25 protein-coding genes are annotated in these 22,776 nt (G+C 71.2%); 8 read left to right on the top strand and 17 right to left on the bottom strand.

What is annotated here, in order from left to right:
- Positions 1–225 precede the first annotated feature (225 nt).
- Entirely contained in the window at positions 226–588 is a 363-nt protein-coding gene (locus ACLQ2T_RS11175) for a hypothetical protein (protein ID WP_425765910.1), read from the bottom strand.
- A gap of 547 nt (positions 589–1,135) precedes the next feature.
- Between ACLQ2T_RS11175 and ACLQ2T_RS11170 the strand changes: the two genes are divergently transcribed.
- Positions 1,136–1,378 (top strand): GntR family transcriptional regulator, encoded by a 243-nt coding sequence (locus tag ACLQ2T_RS11170; protein ID WP_425765909.1) that lies wholly within the window; start codon positions 1,136–1,138, stop codon positions 1,376–1,378.
- Positions 1,379–1,705: 327 nt separating this feature from the next.
- Here ACLQ2T_RS11170 and ACLQ2T_RS11165 read toward each other — a convergent pair whose 3' ends face one another.
- The 7 genes from ACLQ2T_RS11165 to ACLQ2T_RS11135 all read right to left on the bottom strand — a co-directional run bounded on the left by ACLQ2T_RS11165 (position 1,706) and on the right by ACLQ2T_RS11135 (position 7,829).
- Positions 1,706–2,017 carry a hypothetical protein gene (locus ACLQ2T_RS11165; RefSeq protein ID WP_425765908.1) on the bottom strand — a complete coding sequence of 104 codons (312 nt, stop codon included), beginning with the start codon at positions 2,015–2,017 and terminating at the stop codon, positions 1,706–1,708.
- 39 nt (positions 2,018–2,056) lie between these two features.
- Positions 2,057–2,653: a hypothetical protein gene (locus ACLQ2T_RS11160; protein WP_425765907.1), complete on the bottom strand. Its 597-nt coding sequence runs from the start codon at positions 2,651–2,653 to the stop codon at positions 2,057–2,059.
- A complete protein-coding gene (locus ACLQ2T_RS11155; RefSeq protein WP_425765906.1) occupies positions 2,650–3,984 on the bottom strand; it encodes a hypothetical protein in 1,335 nt (444 codons plus the stop codon). Before ACLQ2T_RS11155 ends, ACLQ2T_RS11160 begins: the two co-directional genes overlap by 4 nt.
- Positions 3,981–4,784, bottom strand: a complete 804-nt coding sequence (locus ACLQ2T_RS11150) for an ABC transporter ATP-binding protein (RefSeq protein ID WP_425765905.1) — start codon at positions 4,782–4,784, stop codon at positions 3,981–3,983. The genes ACLQ2T_RS11155 and ACLQ2T_RS11150 overlap by 4 nt, the downstream gene beginning before the upstream one ends.
- A gap of 34 nt (positions 4,785–4,818) precedes the next feature.
- On the bottom strand, positions 4,819–5,622 hold the full coding sequence (locus ACLQ2T_RS11145; RefSeq protein ID WP_425765904.1) for a hypothetical protein: 804 nt from the start codon (positions 5,620–5,622) through the stop codon (positions 4,819–4,821).
- Positions 5,619–6,167 carry an RNA polymerase sigma factor gene (locus ACLQ2T_RS11140; protein ID WP_425765903.1) on the bottom strand — a complete coding sequence of 183 codons (549 nt, stop codon included), beginning with the start codon at positions 6,165–6,167 and terminating at the stop codon, positions 5,619–5,621. Before ACLQ2T_RS11140 ends, ACLQ2T_RS11145 begins: the two co-directional genes overlap by 4 nt.
- A gap of 156 nt (positions 6,168–6,323) precedes the next feature.
- The gene (locus ACLQ2T_RS11135; protein WP_425765902.1) at positions 6,324–7,829 is read right to left on the bottom strand and encodes a PQQ-dependent sugar dehydrogenase; all 1,506 of its coding nucleotides are present in this window, start codon (positions 7,827–7,829) and stop codon (positions 6,324–6,326) included.
- 233 nt (positions 7,830–8,062) lie between these two features.
- Between ACLQ2T_RS11135 and ACLQ2T_RS11130 the strand changes: the two genes are divergently transcribed.
- The 4 genes from ACLQ2T_RS11130 (at position 8,063) to ACLQ2T_RS11115 (ending at position 11,890) form a co-directional block, all read left to right on the top strand.
- A complete protein-coding gene (locus ACLQ2T_RS11130; protein WP_425765901.1) occupies positions 8,063–9,241 on the top strand; it encodes a sensor histidine kinase in 1,179 nt (392 codons plus the stop codon).
- The gene (locus ACLQ2T_RS11125) at positions 9,231–10,436 is read left to right on the top strand and encodes a hypothetical protein (RefSeq protein ID WP_425765900.1); all 1,206 of its coding nucleotides are present in this window, start codon (positions 9,231–9,233) and stop codon (positions 10,434–10,436) included. The genes ACLQ2T_RS11130 and ACLQ2T_RS11125 overlap by 11 nt, the downstream gene beginning before the upstream one ends.
- Positions 10,409–11,122: a response regulator gene (locus ACLQ2T_RS11120; protein WP_425765899.1), complete on the top strand. Its 714-nt coding sequence runs from the start codon at positions 10,409–10,411 to the stop codon at positions 11,120–11,122. Before ACLQ2T_RS11125 ends, ACLQ2T_RS11120 begins: the two co-directional genes overlap by 28 nt.
- A gap of 75 nt (positions 11,123–11,197) precedes the next feature.
- On the top strand, positions 11,198–11,890 hold the full coding sequence (locus tag ACLQ2T_RS11115) for a hypothetical protein (RefSeq protein ID WP_425765898.1): 693 nt from the start codon (positions 11,198–11,200) through the stop codon (positions 11,888–11,890).
- A gap of 15 nt (positions 11,891–11,905) precedes the next feature.
- Here the strand turns inward: ACLQ2T_RS11115 and ACLQ2T_RS11110 are convergent, their stop codons facing one another.
- From ACLQ2T_RS11110 to ACLQ2T_RS11075, 8 genes are all read right to left on the bottom strand, one after another.
- Positions 11,906–12,655 carry a lysophospholipid acyltransferase family protein gene (locus ACLQ2T_RS11110; RefSeq protein WP_425765897.1) on the bottom strand — a complete coding sequence of 250 codons (750 nt, stop codon included), beginning with the start codon at positions 12,653–12,655 and terminating at the stop codon, positions 11,906–11,908.
- 86 nt (positions 12,656–12,741) lie between these two features.
- Positions 12,742–14,799, bottom strand: coding sequence for a glycogen debranching N-terminal domain-containing protein (locus ACLQ2T_RS11105; protein ID WP_425765896.1), 2,058 nt, complete (start codon positions 14,797–14,799; stop codon positions 12,742–12,744).
- 2 nt (positions 14,800–14,801) lie between these two features.
- Positions 14,802–15,170 (bottom strand): SCP2 sterol-binding domain-containing protein, encoded by a 369-nt coding sequence (locus tag ACLQ2T_RS11100; RefSeq protein WP_425765895.1) that lies wholly within the window; start codon positions 15,168–15,170, stop codon positions 14,802–14,804.
- 209 nt (positions 15,171–15,379) lie between these two features.
- Positions 15,380–15,796, bottom strand: coding sequence for a CBS domain-containing protein (locus ACLQ2T_RS11095; RefSeq protein ID WP_425765894.1), 417 nt, complete (start codon positions 15,794–15,796; stop codon positions 15,380–15,382).
- A gap of 84 nt (positions 15,797–15,880) precedes the next feature.
- Complete coding sequence (locus ACLQ2T_RS11090; protein ID WP_425765893.1) at positions 15,881–16,903, bottom strand: aspartate-semialdehyde dehydrogenase; 1,023 nt, start codon at positions 16,901–16,903, stop codon at positions 15,881–15,883.
- Between the two features lie 65 nt (positions 16,904–16,968).
- Positions 16,969–18,327, bottom strand: coding sequence for a M16 family metallopeptidase (locus ACLQ2T_RS11085; RefSeq protein WP_425765892.1), 1,359 nt, complete (start codon positions 18,325–18,327; stop codon positions 16,969–16,971).
- An 85-nt stretch (positions 18,328–18,412) separates the two neighbouring features.
- Entirely contained in the window at positions 18,413–19,705 is a 1,293-nt protein-coding gene (locus ACLQ2T_RS11080; RefSeq protein WP_425765891.1) for a M16 family metallopeptidase, read from the bottom strand.
- Positions 19,706–19,781: 76 nt separating this feature from the next.
- Positions 19,782–19,997: a hypothetical protein gene (locus ACLQ2T_RS11075; RefSeq protein ID WP_327024405.1), complete on the bottom strand. Its 216-nt coding sequence runs from the start codon at positions 19,995–19,997 to the stop codon at positions 19,782–19,784.
- A 311-nt stretch (positions 19,998–20,308) separates the two neighbouring features.
- On the opposite strand from ACLQ2T_RS11075, the gene ACLQ2T_RS11070 reads away from it, so the two are divergent.
- From ACLQ2T_RS11070 to ACLQ2T_RS11060, 3 genes are all read left to right on the top strand, one after another.
- Complete coding sequence (locus ACLQ2T_RS11070) at positions 20,309–21,427, top strand: 3-deoxy-7-phosphoheptulonate synthase (RefSeq protein WP_425765890.1); 1,119 nt, start codon at positions 20,309–20,311, stop codon at positions 21,425–21,427.
- Between the two features lie 237 nt (positions 21,428–21,664).
- Entirely contained in the window at positions 21,665–21,895 is a 231-nt protein-coding gene (locus tag ACLQ2T_RS11065) for a hypothetical protein (protein ID WP_425765936.1), read from the top strand.
- Positions 21,896–21,954: 59 nt separating this feature from the next.
- The gene (locus ACLQ2T_RS11060) at positions 21,955–22,152 is read left to right on the top strand and encodes a hypothetical protein (protein ID WP_425765935.1); all 198 of its coding nucleotides are present in this window, start codon (positions 21,955–21,957) and stop codon (positions 22,150–22,152) included.
- Between the two features lie 70 nt (positions 22,153–22,222).
- On the opposite strand, the gene ACLQ2T_RS11055 is transcribed toward ACLQ2T_RS11060, so the two are convergent.
- Complete coding sequence (locus ACLQ2T_RS11055; protein ID WP_425765889.1) at positions 22,223–22,762, bottom strand: DUF1360 domain-containing protein; 540 nt, start codon at positions 22,760–22,762, stop codon at positions 22,223–22,225.
- Between the last annotated feature and the right edge of the window lie 14 nt (positions 22,763–22,776).

Below are 22,776 nucleotides of genomic sequence, written 5' to 3'. Positions count from 1 at the left end.
AGCCCGACAATCCCACTACACACGCCGCCTCAACCTCGAACTCCAGCCATGATCCCGAACGGCGGCTGCCGTACTAGAGCAACCACTGAAACTAGAGATAGATACGTGAATACCACTTCTAATCCCAAGGCCGCAGGTTCGAATCCTGCCGGGCGCACATATCTATGACGGGAAGCACCAGCCTCTGATCTTCGAGCCGTCCCCGACCCACCTCGGCCCACCGCGTCACCCGTGGCCAGCCGTACGCCGAGCCGGCGTCGCCCGGCGCTGCGGGGCGGCCGGCACCCCGGCGGAGCGGCGAACTTGGCGCCCGTTCGGGATGGCAACCGACCGCATCGGCCCGCGGGGGGTGGGGGCGGAGTGCTGTGTCTGCAGCCCGGCTGGCTGCACGAATATCGACCGTCGGGCCACCGCGTCACCCTTGGCATTCAGTTCGTATCCGTCGAGCCAGCACCACCCGTCATAGGTGGTCCTGGTCCAGTCATCGAGTACCCGGATGACCCGGAACATGATCGGCTTGATGAACTGCACGCTGGCCGCGCGGGTCACGTGCACCAGATCGCCCGCCTCAGGTAGCTGGGGGCTCATCGCCAGCCCCATAGATGGCGGAACCTGCGCCAAGCCCTGATCCGGTTGCGCGCCGCCTCTGTCATCGGGCAGAAGCCGGTGTCCTTGCACTTCCAGCACCGGCTATGGCGGTGGTAGTCCAGGCAGTACCAAGCCGACTGCACCAGGAATGGCACTTGGCGACGGCGCTCGATCACAGCCGCCACGCCTTTCCGGATGACCGCCACTCGGCGGCAAGGGTCATCAGCGGGCCAGAGTGCAGGTAGTAGTGACTCGTCTGGCTGTTCCAGGTGAGAGCGCCGGGAGCCCACGCGCCCGTGCGATTCGGGTAGGCGGTGGCAGGGCCAGTGCGGTCCAGGGGCGGGGAGGCCGCCGGACGCCCCACCAACTGGCGCAGGGCACGCGTGATCAACGGGCGCAGCGTGAGCATCTCATCCCTCTCCGTTGGTTTACGGCTCACGCAAAAGGTAATGCGACTGGTCCAAGAAGTACAGGAGGTTCAGCTTGTCTAGTAGGTTTAGCACCTACCTGACGACTCGGCCTTACTGGTCGTACGTAGGTTGAGTCGATGGTTGATCAGTTCTCGCCGATACCCCTGTACGTGCAGCTCGCTGACCTGATCGCCAAGCGCATCGAGTCGGGTGAGTTGCAGCCACTCAAGCCGCTGCCGAGCGAACTCCGGCTACAGCAGGAGTACGGCGTGGCGCGCGGTACGGTCCGCGCCGCCATCGCACTGCTGCGGGAGCGAGGGTTGGTCATGACCATGCCGCAGCGCGGGACGTACGTCACCGAACGTCACTCGGAGGCATAGCGGCACAAACGACCGCGCCGAGCGTCACAGCCGAGCAGCACAGTCCTGCCAACGATCCAGCTCAGCGACACACGTCAAGGGGTGTAGTCGAGGACGACGAGCAGAGAAAGATCGCTAGCCCAGACAGCGATCTCCGCGGTTAGCGCATCCAGATTTGGGCGGAACCTGCTCTCCACGAGCCCTCATATGCCGATCGCTCAAACGGTCCGCCCGGCACGGTCGAGATCCACACAACTTCGGGGAGAATGCTGCCCCAGCAGCCGGCGAGACAGCACATTCCCCGAAACTGCTACCAAGGCCGAACCCCACAGCCCTATGGCCACCTTCCTACGCCACGCGCGTGAGCCGCAGGTAGCTCGTACTGCCGAGCAGCTGCCACAGCATGAAGGAGTTGCCTGCCGGCTCCACCTGAAGGACCACTTCGTCACCGGGCGCAGCGTCGAACGTCAGGCGCGGGCTGCCGGTCCAGTCGATCCGGGCCTGCGCCCAGTGTCGACCGGGCGTGACCTCGAAACGGACTTCCTCACCGCGACGGACCCTGCCGTACGGCTGCCCGTCGACGACCAGTTCGTACGCCCGCAGATGGTCGCGCCAGAACCCGTGAGGGCGGCGTACGACGACACGCCCAAGCTCTGTCACAGCCGGCATCGTTCCACAGCGGTGCACGCCGCCACCGATTCAGAGGTTCTCAGACACCTCCCGGCGGGCCGGGCCGACGAGCGAGTAGGTGACCAGGCCGCCCAGGGCGAGTATCGCGGCGACAAGGGTGGCGGTGCCGTTGTCGGGTGGCTGGCTCTGCCAGGTCGCGGCGGCTCCCCAGGTGCCGGTCATCGGATAGAGGGCCGCGACGGTGGTCCAGCCCAGCGGCAGGAACCACGACCGGGCGGCACCGACCACTGTCGCGCAGAGCGCGGTCAGCCCGAGCAGGCCGGCGGCGTCGCGGACCACCAGGGCGACCGGCCCGAACCGGGCGCCGGTGTACCGGGTGACGAGCAGGACCCCGAGCGCGACAAGCAGTACGGCGAGCAGGTGTGCCGCGCGTCGCCAGGGCCAGCGCATCGAGGCGGTCCGGTCCAGGTCGTCGTCCGGGCCGGCGAGGGTCGGTGCCAGCACCGCGACCATCAGCAGGACGGTCATGACGACCGCCGTCGGGGCGATCTCCCGCTCCTCGGCAAAGGCCAGGTGCAGGGCCCAGACCAGTGTCGCGCCGCCGAGGGCCGCAGCCAGAGCCAGGGGTACGCGCCGCGAGCGCAGGTAGAGCATCGCCCAGGTCACCGGGCGCTCCCGGGCAGGATCCCGCTGATGCCCGCGCAGACCAGGAGGGCGTCACGGACCGCCGTGACCCGGGCCAGCGCCTCGTCGTCGGGCAGCTCACGCAGACCCTGCCACAGCATGACCGCCTCGGCGTTGATCTCTGGATCCTCGAAGATCATTCCAGGAATCACTTCGACATCCGACTGTGGCTCACGACCCAGGAGCCAGTAGGCCGCCGCACGTTCGACCACCTCATCGCGGTTCTGGCACTGCAGGTCGTACGAGACTCCCAGCCCTTTGACGATCTCGGGAAGCACGGCGTTCGGGTGGGCGAGACCGCCGCGTTTGTCGATCCGGATCGGGATCGTGACGGCATGGCCCTGGGGCGGCCTGACCTCGTCGAGCACGTACAGGTGGGTGTCCTCGTGCACGGCGGTCGGTGCGTTCGGCAGTTTCGCCAGCACCGTCAGGCCCTCCCGGGCCAACGGGGTCAGCGCGTCGAGCACGTTGGCGTGCATCCGACTGACGCACACCGTCGGGGTGTCGTCGGTACAGACCAACTCCCGCGCGGCCGGATCGACCGGCCCGTTCAGTACGTCTCGATCCCGGGGTACGACCACGATCGCCACGGTGAGCCCGAGCGCCAACGGCACCACCGCCGCCGTACGGGCACGCCAGCCACCGGCCACGAACAGCAGCAGGCCGGTGACGGCGAGCGCGGCCATCGAGATCGCGAGCGCACCGCTGACCCGGTTGTCGATCGTCTGATAGGCGTGGAACGTGCTCGATCCGTGAACCGGGGTGAGCGCCGCGGCCAGCCAGTCGTCCAGCCGGACGGCGCTGAGGAAGACCAGCAGGACGCCGGCCACCGCCAGCGCGGGGGCGGTCACCAGGGCGGGGAGCATGCGCCCGATGCCCAGGCCGAGCCATACCGCGGCGATCAGGGACAGCGCACCGACCCCGGTCACGACGGCGAAGTTCAGCACGGGCAGGTGCTGGGCGGTGGTGATGATCCCGATGATGCCCGCCCCGGTCACCAGCAGGTAGGCGACCGCGAGGGTGATGGCCATCGCACCGAGGACCGGCAGCATCCGCTGGGCGCGGGGTCGGGCGGTGGTGGTGAACAGTTCGCCGACTTTCGCCCGGTGCTCCCGGCGGCCCTGCCAGGCACCGGCGGCCAGGGCCAGCGGCCACAGCAGGAGCAGGTACTCCCGGATGGTCATGGCCAGCGGCATCCAGCCACTCGACCAGCGGCCGGTTGCGCCATAGAGCGCGCCGACCCCGATCACCACCGTGGCCAGGGCCGCGCCGAGGGCGGCTGAGCGACGTATCTCGATTCCGAGGATGCTCATCGGCCGGCCTCCGTACGGCTGCGGCGCAGGATGGTGGTGTAGCCGCGTTCGGCCGCGCTGTCGCCGGCGTACTCCTGGCCGCCCTGGGCGATCAGCGTCTCCGGGGTGCCCTGCCACTCCAGCCGGCCCTCGTTGACCAGCAGGACGTCCGTACAGGCCGCCGCCACGTCCTCAACCAGGTGGGTGGAGACCAGCACGCAACTGTCGGTGCCGAGTTCCCGCAGCAGCTCGCGGAAGTCCAGTCGCTGTTCCGGGTCCAGGCCGACGGTCGGCTCGTCGAGCAGCAGGATCTGCGGGTCGTTGACGATGGCCTGCGCTATGCCGGCCCGGCGCAACATGCCGCCGGAGAGGGTCTTGAGTCGGGCGTCGGCCTTGGCGGTCAGCCCTACCCGGTCGATGGACCGTTGCACGGCGGCGGGAATGCGCGCCTTGGGCAGCTCCTTGAGCCAGGCCATGTACGCGACGAACTCCCGCACCGTGAACCGGGGGTAGAAGCCGAAGTGCTGTGGCAGGTAGCCGAGGGTGCGGCGCACCGCTCGCAGGTCGGCGCGGCCGTCGACCGGTTGCCCGAGCAGGGTCAGCCGACCGCCGGACGGGGCCAAGACGGTCGCCAGGGCCCGCATCAGGGTGGTCTTCCCGGCACCGTTGGGGCCGAGCAGCCCGTGCACCCCGGGGTTCAGGGTCAGGTCCAGGCCGTCGACGGCCAGGTGCCGTCCGGCGCGGACCCGCAGGCCCTCCGCGTGGATCACCCAGGGATGGGTGGTGGGGGCCGTTTCGGCCGTACTCAGGGCACGCATCATCGTCTCTTCTCAGTTCGGTGGTCGGCGGGTTCGCCTAGTCGTGGTGGGACAGCCGCCGGAATCCGTTGACCCGGAGGATCGCGCCGACGGTCAGGACCGCCGTGGCCAGCGCCCACACGGTGGCGCTTTCCGGTTCCAGGAGCACCGGCAGCCGGGCGGTGGCCAGGCTGGGTGCGACCACGACGACCGTCCAGGTCAGGATCAGCCCGATCGCGGCTCGCCGTACGCCGACGATGGTTCCCAGCAGGAGGGTGGCGACCGTGAAGGCCAGGCAGGGCAGCAGGACCAGCGCCAACGACACCCCGGTCCCGGCACCGGCGACGGCGAGCCCGGGAATGACGAAGGCCAACACCACAGCGGTACGCCGCAGCAGGGTGGTCAGACCGGCGGCGGGTGTGGCGGCGACCAGTTCCCAGGCCGGATCGGCCCGGCGGTGCCAGGCGACCGCCACCCCGGGCAGCGGGGCCAGCGGTGCGATCAGCAGCACCAGGGAGGGCAGTTCGGTCCGCAGCCCGCTGAGCAGGGCGGCGCAGGCGATCACTGCGGCGGTCATCGCCAGCCAGGGCGCCAGGGTGCCGACCAGCCACCGGTGACGCAGCACCGACCAGGGCCGGGTACGGGTGTCCGGAGCCGGTGACGCGGCGATCTCCCGGGCCAGGCCGGCCGCGACCCGCTCGATCACCGCCCGGCTGTCGCCGGTGGTGGTACCGGCCAACCGGGCCCGGCAGTCGGCGCACTCCTCAAGGTGCACCTCGATCGCCCAGACGCTGGGCTCGTCGAGGGCGGGATCCCCGGCGGCGTACCGGTCGAGCTGCGACAGGGAGACGTGGGTGCTCATGACAGGGCCTCCCGCAGGGCGATCCGCGCTCGGCGGACCCGGGATTTGACGGTGTTCTCCGGTACGCCGAGCAGCACCGACGCCTCGCGGGAGGAGAGTCCGTCGAGGACCGTGGCCCGCAGCGCGGCACGTACCTCGGCCGGCAGCGTGAGCAGGGCCTGTTCCAACTCCTGCCCGACCCGGGCGGCCATCACCTCGTCCTCCGCCGCGGGGGCGGTGGCCGGCATGAGGGGTACCTGCGGTCGCTGGGCCCGGCGGGCCCGGCGGCGGAACGCGTCGACCAGGTGGTGGGCGGCGATCGTCCACAGCCAGCCCACCGCGCTGCCCCGCGCCCCACCGCCCCCGCGGCCGGCGAAGCTGCCCGCAGCCCGCCACACGGTCAGGTAGGTGTCCTGCAACACCTCGGCGACCAGGTCGGGATCGGCGCACCGGCGACGTAGGCGCACCTCCAGCCACGGTGCGGTACGCCGGTAGAGCTCGTCGAACGCCCGCCGATCTCCACGGGCGATCCGGCGTACGAGTTCTCCCTCGTCAGCGGTGTCCATGCCTGCTCTCACACCCGGTAAGACGACCGGCGTACCGGACTCGGGTCCCGATTTGGCGTGACCGCCGTCACATCGACTGTCCAAGGTGGGCAACAGGGTGCGGCCCGGCCCGCACCGCCGACCGGGCGGTGGCGGGCTGGGCCGCACGAGAGTACGTCAGCCGACCTGACAGGTCGTGCCGTTGAGGCGGAAGTCGCTGGGACTGTTGTTGGTGCCGGAGTAGGTGGCCTGGAAGCCGAAGCTCACCGTGCCGTTCGTCGGCAGGGCGGCGTTCCACCCGGCATTGCGTGCGGTCACGGTACGCCCGGACTGGGTGATCTCGGCGTTCCATCCTCCGGTGACCTGCTGGTTACCGCTGAACGACCAGGTCAGGGTCCAACCGTTGAGGGCGGCGCCCCGGTTGGTGACCCGTACCTCGGCGGTGAAGCCGGTGTTCCACTGGTTGACCGTCCAACTCACCGTGCAGGCCGCCGGCCCGGAGGTGGGCGGCGGCGTGGTCGGCGGAGGCGTGGTCGGCGGGGGCGTGGTGGGCGGCGGGGTGGTGTCCCGGGGCGGGAAGCGCAGGATCCGGTCGTCACTTGCCGCCGGGGTGCCCCGGCCGTCGCGGTTGCTGGTGGTGACCCAGAGCCAGCCGTCGGGGCCGTATTCCACCGTCCGCAGTCGACCGTAGGCGCCGACCAGTTCCGCGGTCGGGGTGCCCACCGACCCGGATCCGGTCAGCGGCACGTTCCACAGCCGGTTGCCGCGCAGGGCGGCCACGAAGAGCCGGTCCCCGGCGATGGTGGCGCCGCTCGGTGAGGCCTCGGCGGGGGTCCAGGTGATCAGCGGGTCCCGGAAGCGCGGGTCGCCGGCCCGACCCTCGACGGTGGGCCAGCCGTAGTTGCCGCCCGCCACGATCAGGTTGACCTCGTCCCAGGTGTTCTGGCCGAACTCGGTGGCGTACAGGCGTCCCTGGGCGTCCCAGGCCAGCCCCTGCACGTGCCGGTGGCCGAGGCTGTAGACGGGCGAACCCGCGATCGGGTTGTCCGGCGGCACCGTGCCGTCCGGCCGGATCCGCAGGATCTTGCCGTTTCGGCTCTGCGGGTTCTGCGCGGTGGAGGTCTGTCCGGCGTCACCGACCCCGACATAGAGCATGCCGTCCGGCCCGAAGGCGATCCGGCCGCCGTTGTGGATCGACGCCCGGGTCAGCCCGGTGAGGATGGTCTGCTGGGTCTGCGGGGCGGTCAACCGGAAGCGGGAGATCCGGTTGTCGGTCGCGGAGGTGAAGTAGACGTAGATCCAGCCGTCCTGGGCGTAGGTCGGGGAGACCGCCAGACCGAGCAGGCCTCCCTCACTCGTGGGACTCACCCCGGAGATCTGGACGACCGCTTCGGGCTGCTGACCCGGTCGCACCCGGACGATCTGCCCGGTGGGACGTTGGGCCACCAACGCGCTACCGTCCGGGAGGAAGTCCATCCCCCAGGGCACCTGGAGCCCGGTGGCGACCGTTTCCGGCCGGGAGAAGTCGAAATCGCCGACGGCGAGCGCTGCCGGCGCCCCGGCGGCAACCGCAGCGGACGGACCTTCGGCACCCGGGACCGCGCCGGCCAACCCGGCGAGGCCGACACTGCCGGCTACCAGACCGGCGGTGAGTGCGGTTCCGACTGCGAGTCGGATCTTCATGCCACCCCCTGACACATCGAGATTGATCAATGCATATTACGTCAGGTCCGGGCCGCCCGCGAACCGAGGCCACGATCAACAACCTGCGGCGAATCGTCTCCTGACGGGCGGGTTCGACACTCCGCCGCCGAAACCGAACGTCACTCCCACGGTCGCATTATGTTATTCTCCGGCGTCGATTTCTCAGCGCGTACCCGGATCGGGTCGTTTGTCGCGAAGGACGCCTTCACCCGATGCCGGCACTGGCCCCACTGACCGCACCGCACTCCACAGTCGACCCTCCGGCGACCGGGGCCTTCGCCTTCGTCTTCACCCGGTTACCGGCACTGCTGCGACTCACCTGCGGGCTGGTCTGTGCGGTGGTGGCCCTCGCCGTGCGTACCCCACCGGTGCACACCGAACTGCTCGTGCCGGCGGTGGCGGTGTTGACCGCCTGGTCGATCTGGTACGCCGCCCGCGCCTGGCACCACGGCATCGGCGCACCCCTGATCTTCGGGGAAGTCGCGCTCACCGTGGCCGCCTGCCTGGCGATCCCGGTGCTCGTCGCGCCGGAGGTGTTGCCCGGAGAGGCCAGTTGGATCGCGGTGCTGGCCAGCGCCACTGTGATCAATACCCAGGCCACCGCCCCGGCCCGCTGGTCGATCCCGGCGGGGTTGCTGGTCACCGTGGCCTACGCGACCGGCGCCCAGGTGGCCGGCAATCCCACCGAGGCTCGGGCCCACGCGGCCACCCTGCTGGCCCAGACCGCCTGCACCGCGATGTTGACCGCGGTGATGCGCCGCCGGATGGCGCGGGCGGACGCCGACTTCGTGGCCGCCCAGCGCGCCTCCCGGGCCGCACTGGTCGCCCGTACCGCCCGGGAGGCGGAACGCCAGCAGAACCGGGACCTGCACGACACCGTCCTGGCCACCTTGACCATGGTCGGACAGGGGGTGGTCAGCGGCCCCTCGACGGCACTGCGCGAGCGGTGCGCCGCCGACCTGCGTACCCTGGCCACCCTGGCCGAGGCCCGGTCGGTGCCGGCGGACGCCACCCGGCGGCTGGACGAACGGCTGCGGGAGGTTCTCGCCCGCCTGCCGAGCCTGCCGGTCAACGCGGACCTGCCGCCGTGCACCATCCCGGCCGCGGTCGCCGAGGTGATCGCGGAGAGCGCCCACGCGGCGCTGGCCAACGCGGCCCGGCACGCCCCCGGTGCCGCCACCACGCTGCGCCTGCGCAGCCGCGCCGGCCAGGTGGTGGTCGAGGTCCGCGACGAGGGCCCGGGCTTCGACCCGGCCACCGTCCCCGCCCACCGGTACGGGCTGCGCGAGTCCATCATCGGCCGGATGGCCGGCATCGGCGGCCGGGCCGAGGTGGACTCCGCCCCCGGACAGGGCACCCGGATCCGGCTGGAGTGGTCCGATGTCGGCTGACCCGGAGGCGGTCCGCCTCTCCCCGGCCGTCATGCCCACCACCGGCGCGTACGACGGCAGGGCGGCGACCACGGCGGTGAAGGTCGGGGTGGGGCAGGCAGCCGCTGCGGTGGCCCGCATCTCCGACCGGGGTGCTCGGATCGTGGCGGTCACCATCGCGCTGGTCTGGCACCTGGCGATCGCGTTGCCCGCCGTGCTGGGCACCCGTACGGAACTGGCCGTACCCCAGGTGGTGCTCGGCGGATGGCTGCTGGTGGCGGCCGTCGGGCTGCTGGCCGGGGTCCGGCTGTTGCGGGACAACCCGTTGCCGCTGCCTCCGCTGGCCGGGCTGCTGCTGGCGGTCGACGTGGCGGTGTTCGCCGCGGTGGGACGCGCGCACCTGTTCGGCCCGGCCAACTGGGTCTGGGGCACCCTGGCCTGGTTCTTCCTGGTGGTGCTCTGGGGCCGGCCGGTGCGGTGGCTGCTCGCCCTGCTGGCCGCGCACGGGGTCACCGCGCTGGCCGCAGTCGTTTGGTACGACGCCACCGGGGCGGCCGACCTGGCTCGCGCCGCGATGGCGCTCTACGGCACCTCGTCGCTGCCGGTGGCGGTCTTCGCCGGGGCCCGGGCGCTCGGGCTGCTCTCCCGGGACCGGGCGGCCAGCGCCGCCGCGGCCAATGTGATGCAGGCCGAACAGGAAGCCGCCGAGCAGGCCCGCAGGGAACGGCACGATCGGCTGGCCGTGGCCAGTGAGGCCGCCACCGAGGTGTTGATCGAGTTGGCTCAGGGCCGGGCCGATCCCTCCGACCCGCAGGTCCAGCGCCGGTGCGTACGGGCTGCGGCCCGGCTGCGGCGGCTGATCGTCGAATCCGACGACGTGCCCCATCCGCTGCTGCACGAACTGCGGGCGGCAGCCGACCTGGCCGAGCGCGAGGGCCTGTCGATCGATCTTGTCACAATCGGTACACCACCAGCACTTCCGGTGCAGGTTCGTCGTCGGCTGGCCGAACCGCTCACCAGCACCCTCGCCGACGAGCGGGACTGGGCGCGGCTGACCATCGTCGCCGGCCCGGAGGAGGTGGTGGTCAGCCTGGTCGTCCCGGACCGGCCCGGCCCGGACACCACCGGGCTACCACCGGAGCAGGACGAGCAGGTGGAGCACCTCTACGAACGGGACGGGGAGATCAGATGGACGCAGACCCGCTGGCGTCGATGACGCCGGGGCGGCCCGTCGGGGTGGCGATCGTCGACGACCACCCCGTGGTCATCGACGGGATCCGCGCCTGGCTGGCCGTCGAGCCGCGGCTGACCGTACTGGCCACCGGCGACGATCCCGACGCGGTGCTGCGGGCCGCCCCCCATGCCGATGTCGTCCTGCTCGACCTGCGGCTGCACGGCCGCCTCGTGCTGGACAAGCTGGCCGAGCTCAGCGCCACCGGCAGACGGGTGGTGGTCTACTCGGAGCACTCGGATCCGCCGACCATGCTCGCCGCGCTGGACGCCGGAGCGGTGGCCTTCCTCGCCAAGCACGAGGGACGGCAGCACTGCGTGGCGACCGTGCTGGCCGCGGCCAGCGACCGCCCGTACGTGGCGCCCGCACTGGCCGGGGCGATGGTCGGCGACTCGCGGCCGGGCCGACCGGTGCTGTCGGACAAGGAACGTGAGGCGCTGCTGCTGTGGTTCCAGTCGATGTCCAAGGCCTCGGTCGCTCGACGGATGCGGATCAGCGAGCACACCGTCAAGCAGTACGTCGACCGTGCGCGGATCAAATACAGCCGGATGGGTAGGCCGGCGGCCACTAAGGCGGCCCTGTTGGCCCGGGCGATCGAGGACGGTCTCATCCGACCGGAGGAGATCGGCATCTACCGGTCGCAGGCGTCGGCCGAGTGGCCGACCCCCTAACGGGCGTCATGACACCGCAGGTGGCACTGGGCGAGGCTCATGTACAGATGCCGTCTGCACCGGAGGTTCGTCAGGATGCACGATGACGCGTCCCCTTTCTTCGTCGCGCCGCACCGCTTCGACGCGGCGGACGACACCGGCCCGACCCTGGACCGGCGACATGAGTTGATCCCGGCCAGTGATGAGTGGGTGCTCGCCCGGCACCAGGTGAAGGTGGCCGGCCACCTGCTCGGCCCCACCGAGGCCCGGCGGACCTGGGCGCTGCCCCACACGGTCACCGTGACCGTCACCGACCATCGGCTGGTGTACGTCGGCAGCACCCCGCACCTGGCCGTCGTCGGCGCCCGGCCGCGACGGAGGGCCTCGACCCTGGTCAGCGGGCAGATCCGCTGGCAGTGGCCGTCCCGGCTGGAGTTGTCGGCCGCCGGTGCGGGCTCGGCGGCCCAGCTGCTGGTGGTCTGCGACGCGTTGCGCACCATCCAGCAGCCGGCGCTGGCGCTGATCGGGTCGTACCCGCAGATCGAGCGGTTGAGCCAGGAGATCCGCCGGGCGGTCGCCACCTTCCGGTTGACCCGTCCCGAACTGGTGGACCTGTCGCCGCCGGAGCGGGACGCGCTGTCGCGGCACGCCATGGTCTCGCCCCACCCCGGTCAGCCCCGGGTGATCCTGCCCGGGTCACTGCCGGTCGAGTTCCGCTCCCGGGACGACTACTACCGTCGCCGCAGTGCCGAGCGGGTGCGGTACGACGCGGCCTCCGGCCACCGGTAGGGCCGCCGAAGGCGGTCAGCGCGTCCGGGCCTGGCGCTCGGCGGCATCCAGGGCGGCGGCCTGCTCCGGGGTCGGCGCGGTGCCGCCGAGGTGGGCCGGCAGCCACCACCGGTCCTCGGGGTCGGCCGGCTGGTCCGGGTACTGCCGCTGGGCCCGGTCGACCAGCTCCGACAACCGGATCTTCAGGTCGGCGGTCATCGCCGCGGGGTCCGGATAGCCGGCCGGGTCCAGGGGTTCGCCGACCAGGATGGTGATCGGGGTGTGTCGGCGGGTGAGGGTGCGGGGACGCCCCTTGGTCCACAGCCGCTGGGTGCCCCACAGCGCCACCGGCAGCAGCGGGACGCCCGCCTCGCCGGCCATCCGGGTGGCACCGCTCTTGAGTTCCTTGACGGTGAAGGATCGGCTGATGGTCGCCTCCGGGAAGACCCCGACCACCTCGCCGGCGCGCAGGGCGGTGAGGGCGGCGGCGTACGACTCGGCACCGGCGCCCCGGTCCACCGGGATGTGCCGCATCCCGCGCATCAGCGGGCCGGACACCCGGTGCCGGAACACGGACTCCTTGGCCATGAAGCGGACCAGCCGCCGGGATTCCAGGGCACCCAGCCCGCAGAAGATGAAGTCCAGGTAGCTGACGTGGTTGCTGGCCATGACCGCCCCGCCGGTACGGGGCACATGGTGGCTGCCTTCCACGTTCAGCCGCAGGTCGAGCACCCGGAACATGGTCTTGGCAGCGGCGATCACTGGCGGGTACACGAGTTCCGGCATATGCCAACTTTACAACGCGTAGGTTACGCGCGGGTAGGGACCACGGTCGGGCGCAGGTGGTCCCGACCACCCTGGCCGACCAGCCGTCAGTCGGCGAGACGGTGCAGATCGAGGCGGCCACGGGCGAAGGCGTCCACCCGCCCCCAGCGTCCCGGGATGTCCAGCACCTCGATCCGCCCCATGCCCACCGGCAGCCGCGGCTCCACCGTCAGGTGCCCGCCGTGCGGCTCCAGACCCAGCATGGTGCGCAGCAGCAGCAGCGGGGCCCCGGTCGACCAGGCCTGCGGGCTGCACGCCGTGGGGTACTCCACCGGGAACTTGGTCTGCTCACGCGGATAGCCACCGAAGGCCTCCGGCAACCGGCCGTCGAAGTACCGGGCGGCGTCCAGGATCCCGCTGGCCAGGGTGGCGGCCTCCTCGGCGAAGCCGTAGCGGCGCAGGCCCCAGGCGCAGAAGGAGGTGTCGAAGGGCCACACCGTGCCGTTGTGGTAGCCGATGGGGTTGTACCGGACCTCCCCCTCGGCCAGGGTCCGCACCCCCCAGCCGGTGAAGAGTCGGTCACCGACCAGGTGCGCGGCGACCTGTTCGGCACGCTCCTCGGCGACGATGCCGCTCCACAGCAGGTGGCCGATGTTGGAGCTGAGCACGTCGCACTGCCGGCCGTCCGGGTCCAGGGCCAGCGCGTAGTAGCCCCCGTCCGCCACCCACCAGTCCCGGTTGAACCGCTCCTTCAGCTCGCCGGCCTCCCGCTCCAACCGCTCCGCGTACTCCGGGTCGTCCCAGAACATGCGGGCCAGCCGGGCCGCGCGCAGCTTCGCGTCGTACGCGTAACCCTGCACCTCGCAGGTGGCCCGGGGAAAGGGCGGCAGGGTGCCGTCGGCGTACGAGATGGAGTCCCAGGAGTCCTTCCAGCACTGGTTCTCCAGGCCGGTGTCGGTGTTGCGCCGCTCATACCAGATGTAGCCGTTGCCGACCAGGTCGGCGCACTCGTCGATCCACCGCAACGCCCGACGACATTCCTGCTCCAACTCCTGGACCAGCGCGCCGTCGCCGCTCCACCGCTCGTACTCGTCGAGCAGCACCACGAACAGCGGGGTGGCGTCCACCGAGCCGTAGTAGGGCGAGTGGGGCTGCTCCTCGAACGCCGCGCTCTCGCCGTAGCGCATCTCGTGCAGGATCCGCCCCGGATCCTCCTCACGGAAGTCGTCGAACCGGGCGCCCTGAAGGGCGGCCAGGATCCGCAACGTGGTCACGCTCAGCTCCGGCGTGAACGGCAGGGTCTGCAGGCAGGTCAGGATGCTGTCCCGACCGAACATGGTCATGAACCAGGGCAGACCGGCGGCGGGCAGGGTCTGACCGCCGAGCGACAGCGGCGTGAACCGCAACGCGGCCAGGTCCACCAGGCACCGCTGGTAGGTGGCGGCGACCTGGCCGTGCTCGCTGTTGACCTTGGGGGCCTTGGCGATCCACTCCTGGAGATCGTGGTGCAGGCCCAGCCGCTCGGTGCCGTGCACCCGCAGCCCGAACCGCAGGTCCCGGCCGCCGGGACCGAGGGCGTGGGTCTGCACGTCGATGCTGGTGCTCCACTGCTCGTTCGGCTCCAGGTGCAGCCGGTAGGCGAAGCCGCTGCGGTCGTAGGTCGCCGGCTCGGAGGAGGAGATGACGGTCTCTCGCCGGAAGTTGCCCCGCCGGTAGCCCAGCCGCAACCGGTCCGGACCCGCCTCGACGTACATCTCGCCCTTCTTGTTCAGGATCTCGTCCTTGACCTCGAACAGGTCGGCGAAGTCGGCGGCGGCCTCCACCCGGACCTCCAGGTCGACCGCCTTCTCGTCGTGGTTGAGGATGGTGATGCTCTCCCGGAAGCTGCCCCCGACGGCCCGCTCCCTGATGATCGACAGTTTGGCGTCGACATAGTGGGTGGCCGTCCCCGGCACCAGGAAGAAGCGCGACTCGTAGTACTGGAGATCGTCGTAGGAGAGCGCGTTGAGCCGCTCGCCGTTGACTGTGAGCAGCCATTTGGACAGGAACCGGGTGTCGATGGAGAAGAGCCCGGTCGGCTCGGTCGGGGTGGCCTCGATGTCCCCGGTGACATCGGACACCACGAAGGTGTTGCCGTCCAGGATCCGCACCGTCTGGCTCCGCACCGTCAGCTCACCTCCTTCCGGTAGCGACGTGGTCCCCGGCTGTGCGGGGGCCCGGGGAGGATCCGATCCAGTTGCACGACCAGGCGGGCGTCACCGGTGATGGTCATGTCTCCCCGCAGCAACGCGGCCAGCCCGTTCTCCCGCCCGAGGACCATGTCCTCGAACAGTTCCGGGCTGGTACCGACCACCGTGTCCGCCACCATGTCCTCCCGGCTGATCCGCACCCGACCCCTGTCGATCCGGATCAGCCAGTGCGTGGTCTGCGGCCCCTCGTGCAGGTCCAGGCGCAGAGTTCCGGACAGCTTCGCCAACAGGGGGTCGTACCCCTGCTGGTCGAGTTCCTCGAAGAACCGCACGGTCGCTTCCCCCATCGGGCCTCTCCCTCCCGGTCGGTAGGTCCCGGTCCGTGCGGGCGGCGTCAGGTACCCGCGGCGACCTGCCCGCACCGTTCGAGCAGGGTCCCCGGCTGGTGGGCGGGCAACCTCGCCCGAATCGGGTGAGACCCGCCCGACGCGCGGGGTGGAACAGCCGAAAGCCGGCCCCCCGGAAGATCGGGGAGCCGGCCGGCGGGCGTACGGAGTCAGTTGTTCGGTTCGTCGGCGCTGACGTCGGCCAGCACGGACTGGGGTTCCCGCTCGACCGCCAGGTCACCCATGGACACCAGACCGATCAGCCGGCCGTCCTCGACCACCGGCAGCCGCCGTACGGCGTAGGTACGCATCAGGTCGGCGGCGGAGATCACATTGTCGTACTGGCTGACCGTGATCACGTCCTTGGTGGTGAGCTGGTGCAGCCGGGTGGCGTTCGGGTCCAGGTTCTCGGCCACCGCTCGGATCGTGATGTCCCGGTCCGTGATGATGCCGACCACGCTGTCGCCATCGGTCACCACCACGTCGCCGATCGCGGAGTCACGCATCTCCTGAGCCGCCGCGACAAGGGTGTCGTTGCCGTCCATGGTCACCAACCGGGTCGTCATGAATTCTCCGACCGTTGTCATGGTGCCTCCCTCTCGGTGTAGGGGCGACCATGCGTCTACCCGAGGGCCCCGACCAGTAACGCACCTGGCCGGGGCCGGGGATGGCTAGAGTTCGGCGGCCACCAGCTCGGCGATCTGCACGGCGTTGAGGGCGGCGCCCTTGCGCAGGTTGTCGTTGGAGCAGAACAGCGCCAAACCGTGCTCGACGGTCTCGTCGGCCCGGATCCGGCCCACGAAGGTCGGGTCCTGCCCGGCCGCCTGCAACGGGGTGGGCACCTCGCTGAGCACCACACCGGGGGCGCCGTCGAGCAGCTCGGTGGCGCGCTGCGGGCTGATCGGCCGGGCGAACCGGGCGTTGATCTGCAGCGAGTGCCCGGTGAAGACCGGCACCCGGACACAGGTGCCGGAGACCTTCAGGCCGGGGATCTCCAGGATCCGGCGGCTCTCGTTGCGCAGCTTCTGCTCCTCGTCGGTCTCCGCCGAACCGTCGTCGACGATCGAACCGGCGAGCGGCAGCACGTTGAAGGCGATCGGGCGGGCGAACGAACGCGGGGCGGGGAACTCCACCGCGGCACCGTCGAAGGTCAGGCCGGTAGCGCCCTCGGCCACCTTGCGGACCTGCTCGTCCAGCTCGGCGACGCCGGCCAGGCCGGCACCGGAGACCGCCTGGTAGGTCGAGACGACCAGGCTGACCAGCTCCGCCTCCTCGTGCAGCGGACGCAGCACCGGCATCGCGGCCATGGTGGTGCAGTTCGGGTTGGCGATGATGCCCTTGGGGCGTACGGCGATGGCGTGCGGGTTGACCTCGGCGACGACCAGCGGCACCTGCGGGTCCGTCCGGAAGGCCGAGGAGTTGTCGATGACGACCGCACCGGCGGCGGCGACCCGGGGGGCCAACTCCTTGGCGGTGCCCTTACCGGCGGAGAAGAGGACGATGTCCAGCCCCGAGTAGTCCGAGGTGGCCGCGTCCTCGACGGCCACCTCCCCGCCCCGCCACGGCAGGGTACGCCCGACCGAGCGGGCCGAGGCGAAAAGCCGCACCTGCTCCGCCGGGAACTCCCGATCCGCCAACACCTGCCGCATGACGCCACCGACCTGGCCGGTGGCCCCCACAATGCCGATCCTCATGCCCGCGAGGCTACCCAGCCGGGCAGGGCGGCAGGGAACGCTTTCCCACCCATCGGCGACCGACATCACATCGTCTCCGCCTCCGCGTGGTCGATCACCTCCCCCAGCCCGGTGGCCACCAGTTCGTCCCGGATGAGTGCCGCGTCCCCCTCCACCACCAGGGTCAGCGCCTCCGGGTACAGATGGGTGGCGGCGGCGGCCGACACCTGCGCCACGTCGGCGTCGAGCAGGGCCTCGCGCAGCCGGGCGTGGTAGTCGTCCGGCAGGTCGTGCACCGCCAGGGTGGTCAGGGCCCCGGCGATCGCCCGAGGGCTCTGCAACTCCACCGACAGTTGTCCGGCCCGCCAGGACCGGGCCACCGCCAGCTCGTCCTCGGTCACCCCACCGGCCTGGGTACGGGCGATCTCCCCGACCGACTCCACCAGGGCCGGCGCGGTGACCGCGGTCTGCACCCCGGAGCTGACCGCGAACCGGCCGTAGCGGCGGGCGGAGGCGAAGTCACCCCGGATGCCGTACGTGTAGCCACGTACCTCCCGGATCAGGTGATTCAGCCGGGAGGTGAAGGCACCGCCGAGCACCGTGCCGGCCAGCACGATCGGCACATGGTCCGGGTGCCCCCGGTGTGGCCCGGGGTGACCCAGGCGCAGGGTCGACTGCACCGAACCGGGTCGGTCCACCAGGATGATCCGACGACCGGTACGCACCGGGACCTCGATCGGCCCACCCCGGTCCACCGGCCCACCGCCGGTGCCGGCGAAGGCCGTCGCGGCGAGGGCGTCCAGGTCGATCCGGTCCAGGTCACCGGCGACCACCAGGGTGCCGGGGCGGATGAACCACTCCGAGTGGAAGACGGTGACATCCTCGACGTCCAGGGCGGCCACCGAGTCCGGGTCCCCGTACAACGGCCGGCCCCACCGGTTGTCGATGCCGAACAGGTCGGCGCGCAGCACCGCGTCGGCGCGCGGGCCGGGGTTGGCCCAGTCCATCCGCAACGCCGTCGCCTCGTCGTCCCGGACCCGCCGCACATCGTCCGGGTCCAACTTCGGGGTACGCACCGCCTCGGCGAGCAGTTCCACGGCCGCGCCCAGCCGCTCCACCGGAACCTGCACACTGACCTGGAAGCTGTCCCAGTCCAGCCCGGTCACCAGTTCGGTGCCGAGCGCCTCGATGGCCAGGGCGTACGCGGTGGCGTCCCGCTGACTCGTGCCCTCCTCCAGGGCCTTGGACAGCACCCCGCCCAGCCCTTCGGAGCCCACCGGCTCCCGGCCCGCTCCCGCGTCCAGCAGCAGCACCGCCACGGCCAGGTTCTGCCCGGGCAGATGCGCGGCGATCACCTGGCCGCCCGCCACGGTCCGACGGACCACCTGCGGGAACCGGTACGGACGAGCCGCACCCGGACCGGGACGTTCGGCGATCAGAGTCACTGGGCCAACCTTTCGTTCGCGACTGCGGGGCTCGCTGGTGCCAGGTCGCGGCGTCCCACCGGGCCGCGCCGCTCACTCCTCGCGCTCACAGCTTCACCTCGGGGCGGTAGCTCAGGGTGACCCGGTCGTCGGCGGCGAGCACCTCGGCGGCCACCTCGGCGATCTGCTCGGCGGTGACCGCCTGCCAGGCCGGCAGCCGCTCGGCCGCGGTGGCCGGGTCGCCGAACTGGGTGGCGTAGCGGCCCAGCACGTCCGCCCGACCGTCCACAGTCGACATCTGTCGCCACCAGGAGGTCGTCAGCAGCGCCTTGGCGCGATCCAGTTCGGTGGGGGTGACCGGCACGGTGGCCAGTTCGTCGACCACCTGGGTCAGCCCCTCGGCCAGCCGCTCGCTGCCGATCCCGGGACGGGCGGTGGCGGTGGCGATCAGGGGTGCCGGGGCGTGCGCCAGATCCACCCCGTACGCCCCGACGAGGTCCGGTTGGGCGATCCGTTCGCCGTCGGCCAGGCGCTGGTAGAGCCGGCTGCCCCGACCGCTGCCGAGGACGGTGGCCAGCACGGTCACCACGTCGTAGCCCGGGCTGCCGAAGGGGTGGGTCCGGTGTGCCACGTACACCCGGGGTGCGGGCACCTCGGTGACCACTTCCTCGACCGCCGGAACCCCGGTGGCCGGCACGGTGCGGCCGTCCGGGGCCGGCGGGATCTCCGCCCGGGGCTCGAGGCCGCCGAAGTACTTCTCGGCCAGCCGGACGACCTCGTCCACGGTGGTGTCACCGACCACGGTCAGCACCGCGTTGTTCGGTGCGTAGTAGGTCTGGTGGAAGGCCTGGAAGGTGGCCAGGTCGGCGGCGTTCAGATCGGCCATCGAACCGATGGTGGCGTGGTGGTACGGATGCCCCGGCGGATAGAGCAGCGGCAGCAGCCGCAGCCATGCGTCGCCGTAGGGCACGTTCTCGTAGCGTTGCCGGCGCTCGTTCTTGACCACTTCCCGCTGGTTGTCCAGCGTCTCCTGGGTCAGAGCCGGCACCAGGCCGCCCATCCGGTCGGCCTCCAGCCAGAGCGCCAACTCCAGGTGCTCGGCCGGGACCGTCTCGAAGTAGTTCGTCCGATCCGGATTGGTGGTGGCGTTGAGCGAACCGCCCGCCCCCTGCACCAGCTTCATGTGCTCGGTCTTCGCGACATTCACCGAGCCCTCGAACATCAGGTGCTCGAACAGGTGGGCGAAACCGGTCTGTCCAATCGGCTCATGACGCGAGCCGACGTCGTACCAGAGGTTGACCGCGACCGCGGGTGCGGTGCGGTCCTCGCTGACCACCACACGTAGGCCGTTGTCGAGTCGGGTCGTGGAGATGGGCCAGGGGTAACCGCTGTCGGGCATGGCTCCGACGCTATCCGATCTACGCCGACCGGTGCGGTCGGGACGCGGGCGTGCCGCGCCCCACCCCACCCTCGGCTCAGTCGGGAGGCTCGATCGGGGTCACCGTCTGCTCCGAGGTACGCCGTTCCAGCACGGTGTCCGGCGCGGCTGCCGGGTTGTCCTCCCGGATGTCGGACTCGGTCAGGATCGCGTCGGCCTGGGCCTCGGGATCCTCGCTGCCGGCAGCCGCCTCCTCGGGCAGCAGGTGTGCCCGGGACTCGATTCGCTCCTGATCGCTCTTCGCGTCACTCATGACTGCCCCCATACCCCCCTGCCCCACCCCCCACTCGTCCGGTCAGCTGCGGAACGGGCCACGGACCTCGTAGGTGATGCCAGGAAAGGCTTTGCCGCCCGGCGGGTGAGCACTCACCCACCGTCGGGTAGGCTTGGCGCCGTGACGCGGTCGTATCGATGGTTTAGGCAGCCGGCTCGTAAGCCGGTGACCTCACCATGATCTGACGTCACCGTTTTCGAGCCGGCCGGGCAGGAATGGATTTCCTGCCCTTTTGCCTACGAGCAGCCGGCTCGTCCCGGGTCCCGGCACCGGGTGCGGTCGGCGAAAGGATGCCCACCGTGACGACCCCGGACAACCGTCGCGTCATCGATCAGCGAATCGACCATGTCGTACCGCTGACCACCCCGGCGCTGCTGCACCACGAACTCCCCCTGGACGAGGACCTGGCCACGGCTGTGATCGCCGGCCGACGCGCCACCGCCCAGGTGCTCGACCGCGTCGACGACCGCCTGCTCGTGGTGGTCGGCCCCTGCTCGGTGCACGACCCCGCCGCCGCCCTGGAGTACGCCCACCGGCTGCGTACGGCGGCCGACCGCCTCTCCGAGGACCTGTTAGTGGTGATGCGGGTCTACTTCGAGAAGCCGCGCTCCACGGTCGGCTGGAAGGGCCTGATCAACGACCCTGGGCTGGACGGTTCCGGCGACGTCAACTCCGGCCTCCGGCTGGCCCGGGCCCTCCTGCTCGACGTGGTACGCCTCGGCCTTCCGGTCGGTTGCGAGTTCCTCGACCCGATCACCCCGCAGTACATCGCCGACACGGTGGCCTGGGGGGCGATCGGCGCCCGCACGGTGGAGAGCCAGGTGCACCGGCAGCTCGCCTCCGGGCTGTCCATGCCGATCGGCATGAAGAACCGCCCCGACGGCAGCATCGCCACCGCGGTGGACGCGATCCGGGCGGCCGGGGTACCCCACGTCTTCCCCGGCATCGATGTCTCCGGCACCCCGGCGATCATGCACACCCGGGGCAACGCGGACGGTCACCTGGTGCTGCGCGGTGGCGGCGGGCGACCGAACTACGACGCCGCCTCGGTGGTCGGGGCACTGGACCTGCTGCGCGCTGCCGGCCTGCCCGAACGGCTGGTGGTGGACGCCAGCCACGCCAACAGCGGCAAGGACCACCGCAACCAGCCGGCCGTGGTCGCCGACGTGGCCGGGCAGATCGCCGCCGGGCAGCGGGGCATCGTCGGGATCATGCTGGAGAGCTTCCTGGTCCCCGGCCGTCAGGACCTCGACCCCACCCGGGAACTGACCTACGGCCAGTCGATCACGGACGCCTGCATCGGCTGGGACACCACCGACGAGGTGCTCACCGAACTGGCCGCCGCGGTACGCGCCCGCCGGGCCACCCGTCCCAGCGCGGACCCGCACGTCCTGCCCACCCCCGCCTGACGACTACACCCCCGCACGCCCCTCCCCGCTCAGGTCGATCGGGGCGGGGGCGGGACGGGACGGGTGTTTGGGGGCAGGGGGCGCGGGTAGCTCACCGAGGTGACCGACGACGTACCCGTGACCGGGGCACCCACCGCGCCGACGACGCAGGCCCGCCTGCCGGAGGCCGTACTGGCCGACGTGCCGGTGGTCGACACCGCCGCGATCGACCCACCCACCACCGACCTGCCGGGCTCCCTGGCCGCGGTACCGGACGAGATCGAGGTCGAGGCGGTGGACACCCGACCGCTGGAGGAGCTGCTCGACGAGCTCTACCACGGTCAGGAGCGGATCAGCCAGGTGGACATCTACCGCCGCGCGCTCGCGGCGGAGCTGCCCGCGCAGCTGCTGGCCCGGCTGAACGCGCTACCCCAGGGCGAGTACGCGGTCGACGAGGTGACCGACCTGCTGGGCGGCTCGGCGGGCTGACCCCCGCACCGGCCGACCCCTGCACCAGCCGACCCAGTGGCGACCAGGAGAGGACCGTGATGTCGCAGCCCACCGAGGACCAACACGACGAGATGCCCGCCCTCGGCCAACCCCCGGAGGGCAGGGACACCCTGCCCGAGGCGGATTTCGCCAACGAACATGAGACCACCGCGGTCGACGACGACATTCTGACCGGCGCCGACGAGGACGAGCGGGAACCGGAATCGCCCCGCGGCTGGTCCGGTATGCAGCGCTGACCGGCCTTCGAAACAGACGCCGCCGGCCCGGACGGATCACCGGGCCGGCGGCTGTTCCTCGCGGTACGGCTCACTCCTGCTCGGTGTGGTGCCGCCCCTCCGCGCCCTGCTGGGCCATCGCGTACCCCATCTGGAGGAAGTCGGAGGCGGCCACCGCGGTCAGGGCGGTGGCGACCAGCCGGGTCAGGCGGGGCGCCAGCACCAGGCCCCCGGTGAACCCGGTGGCCACCCAGACGGCCAGGCAGAAGGGGCAGCTGAGCAGTTCGCCGATCGCGTGCCGGGTGGAGCTGCCGGAGTCGCGTACCTGCTCCATCACCTCCCCGCTGCCGATCGGGTGGTCGTAGCGGGTGAAGGGGGCCCGCAGCGGACTGGTCACGGCGTCCTTGGACAGCAACCGGCTGAGTTTGTGGGTGGCGATCGACAGGAGCACCACGTCGGAGGTGGCCGGTCGCTCCGGCACGGTACGTCCGGTCGCCTTGACCAGGGCGGCGATCGCCCCCGCCACCCCGGCGTAGGTGCCCATCGCGGCCAGGTACCCGCCCAACGGGCGATGCTCGTGCGGGGCGTACGCCTGGCGCAGTCTGGTCACCTTCTGTTTCAGCAAGCTCACCCGGGCTCCTTATC

Source organism: Micromonospora sp. DT229, from assembly GCF_049844505.1.
In the GTDB taxonomy this organism is placed as follows: Bacteria; Actinomycetota; Actinomycetes; order Mycobacteriales; family Micromonosporaceae; genus Micromonospora.
This window is presented reverse-complemented; position numbering and strand designations above follow the sequence as displayed.

What these genes read in the sequence shown, in the direction of transcription:
- ACLQ2T_RS11125 (WP_425765900.1), top strand. Translation starts at nt 9,231, where the DNA reads ATGTCGGCTGACCCGGAGGCGGTCCGCCTCTCCCCGGCCGTCATGCCC.
- ACLQ2T_RS11100 (WP_425765895.1), bottom strand. Translation starts at nt 15,170, where the DNA reads ATGGGGGAAGCGACCGTGCGGTTCTTCGAGGAACTCGACCAGCAGGGG.
- ACLQ2T_RS11080 (WP_425765891.1), bottom strand. Translation starts at nt 19,705, where the DNA reads ATGCCCGACAGCGGTTACCCCTGGCCCATCTCCACGACCCGACTCGAC.
- ACLQ2T_RS11145 (WP_425765904.1), bottom strand. Translation starts at nt 5,622, where the DNA reads ATGAGCACCCACGTCTCCCTGTCGCAGCTCGACCGGTACGCCGCCGGG.
- ACLQ2T_RS11170 (WP_425765909.1), top strand. Translation starts at nt 1,136, where the DNA reads ATGGTTGATCAGTTCTCGCCGATACCCCTGTACGTGCAGCTCGCTGAC.
- ACLQ2T_RS11155 (WP_425765906.1), bottom strand. Translation starts at nt 3,984, where the DNA reads ATGAGCATCCTCGGAATCGAGATACGTCGCTCAGCCGCCCTCGGCGCG.
- ACLQ2T_RS11120 (WP_425765899.1), top strand. Translation starts at nt 10,409, where the DNA reads ATGGACGCAGACCCGCTGGCGTCGATGACGCCGGGGCGGCCCGTCGGG.
- ACLQ2T_RS11115 (WP_425765898.1), top strand. Translation starts at nt 11,198, where the DNA reads ATGCACGATGACGCGTCCCCTTTCTTCGTCGCGCCGCACCGCTTCGAC.
- ACLQ2T_RS11110 (WP_425765897.1), bottom strand. Translation starts at nt 12,655, where the DNA reads ATGCCGGAACTCGTGTACCCGCCAGTGATCGCCGCTGCCAAGACCATG.
- ACLQ2T_RS11070 (WP_425765890.1), top strand. Translation starts at nt 20,309, where the DNA reads ATGCCCACCGTGACGACCCCGGACAACCGTCGCGTCATCGATCAGCGA.
- ACLQ2T_RS11060 (WP_425765935.1), top strand. Translation starts at nt 21,955, where the DNA reads ATGTCGCAGCCCACCGAGGACCAACACGACGAGATGCCCGCCCTCGGC.
- ACLQ2T_RS11095 (WP_425765894.1), bottom strand. Translation starts at nt 15,796, where the DNA reads ATGACAACGGTCGGAGAATTCATGACGACCCGGTTGGTGACCATGGAC.
- ACLQ2T_RS11140 (WP_425765903.1), bottom strand. Translation starts at nt 6,167, where the DNA reads ATGGACACCGCTGACGAGGGAGAACTCGTACGCCGGATCGCCCGTGGA.
- ACLQ2T_RS11175 (WP_425765910.1), bottom strand. Translation starts at nt 588, where the DNA reads ATGAGCCCCCAGCTACCTGAGGCGGGCGATCTGGTGCACGTGACCCGC.
- ACLQ2T_RS11150 (WP_425765905.1), bottom strand. Translation starts at nt 4,784, where the DNA reads ATGATGCGTGCCCTGAGTACGGCCGAAACGGCCCCCACCACCCATCCC.
- ACLQ2T_RS11090 (WP_425765893.1), bottom strand. Translation starts at nt 16,903, where the DNA reads ATGAGGATCGGCATTGTGGGGGCCACCGGCCAGGTCGGTGGCGTCATG.
- ACLQ2T_RS11130 (WP_425765901.1), top strand. Translation starts at nt 8,063, where the DNA reads ATGCCGGCACTGGCCCCACTGACCGCACCGCACTCCACAGTCGACCCT.
- ACLQ2T_RS11135 (WP_425765902.1), bottom strand. Translation starts at nt 7,829, where the DNA reads ATGAAGATCCGACTCGCAGTCGGAACCGCACTCACCGCCGGTCTGGTA.
- ACLQ2T_RS11075 (WP_327024405.1), bottom strand. Translation starts at nt 19,997, where the DNA reads ATGAGTGACGCGAAGAGCGATCAGGAGCGAATCGAGTCCCGGGCACAC.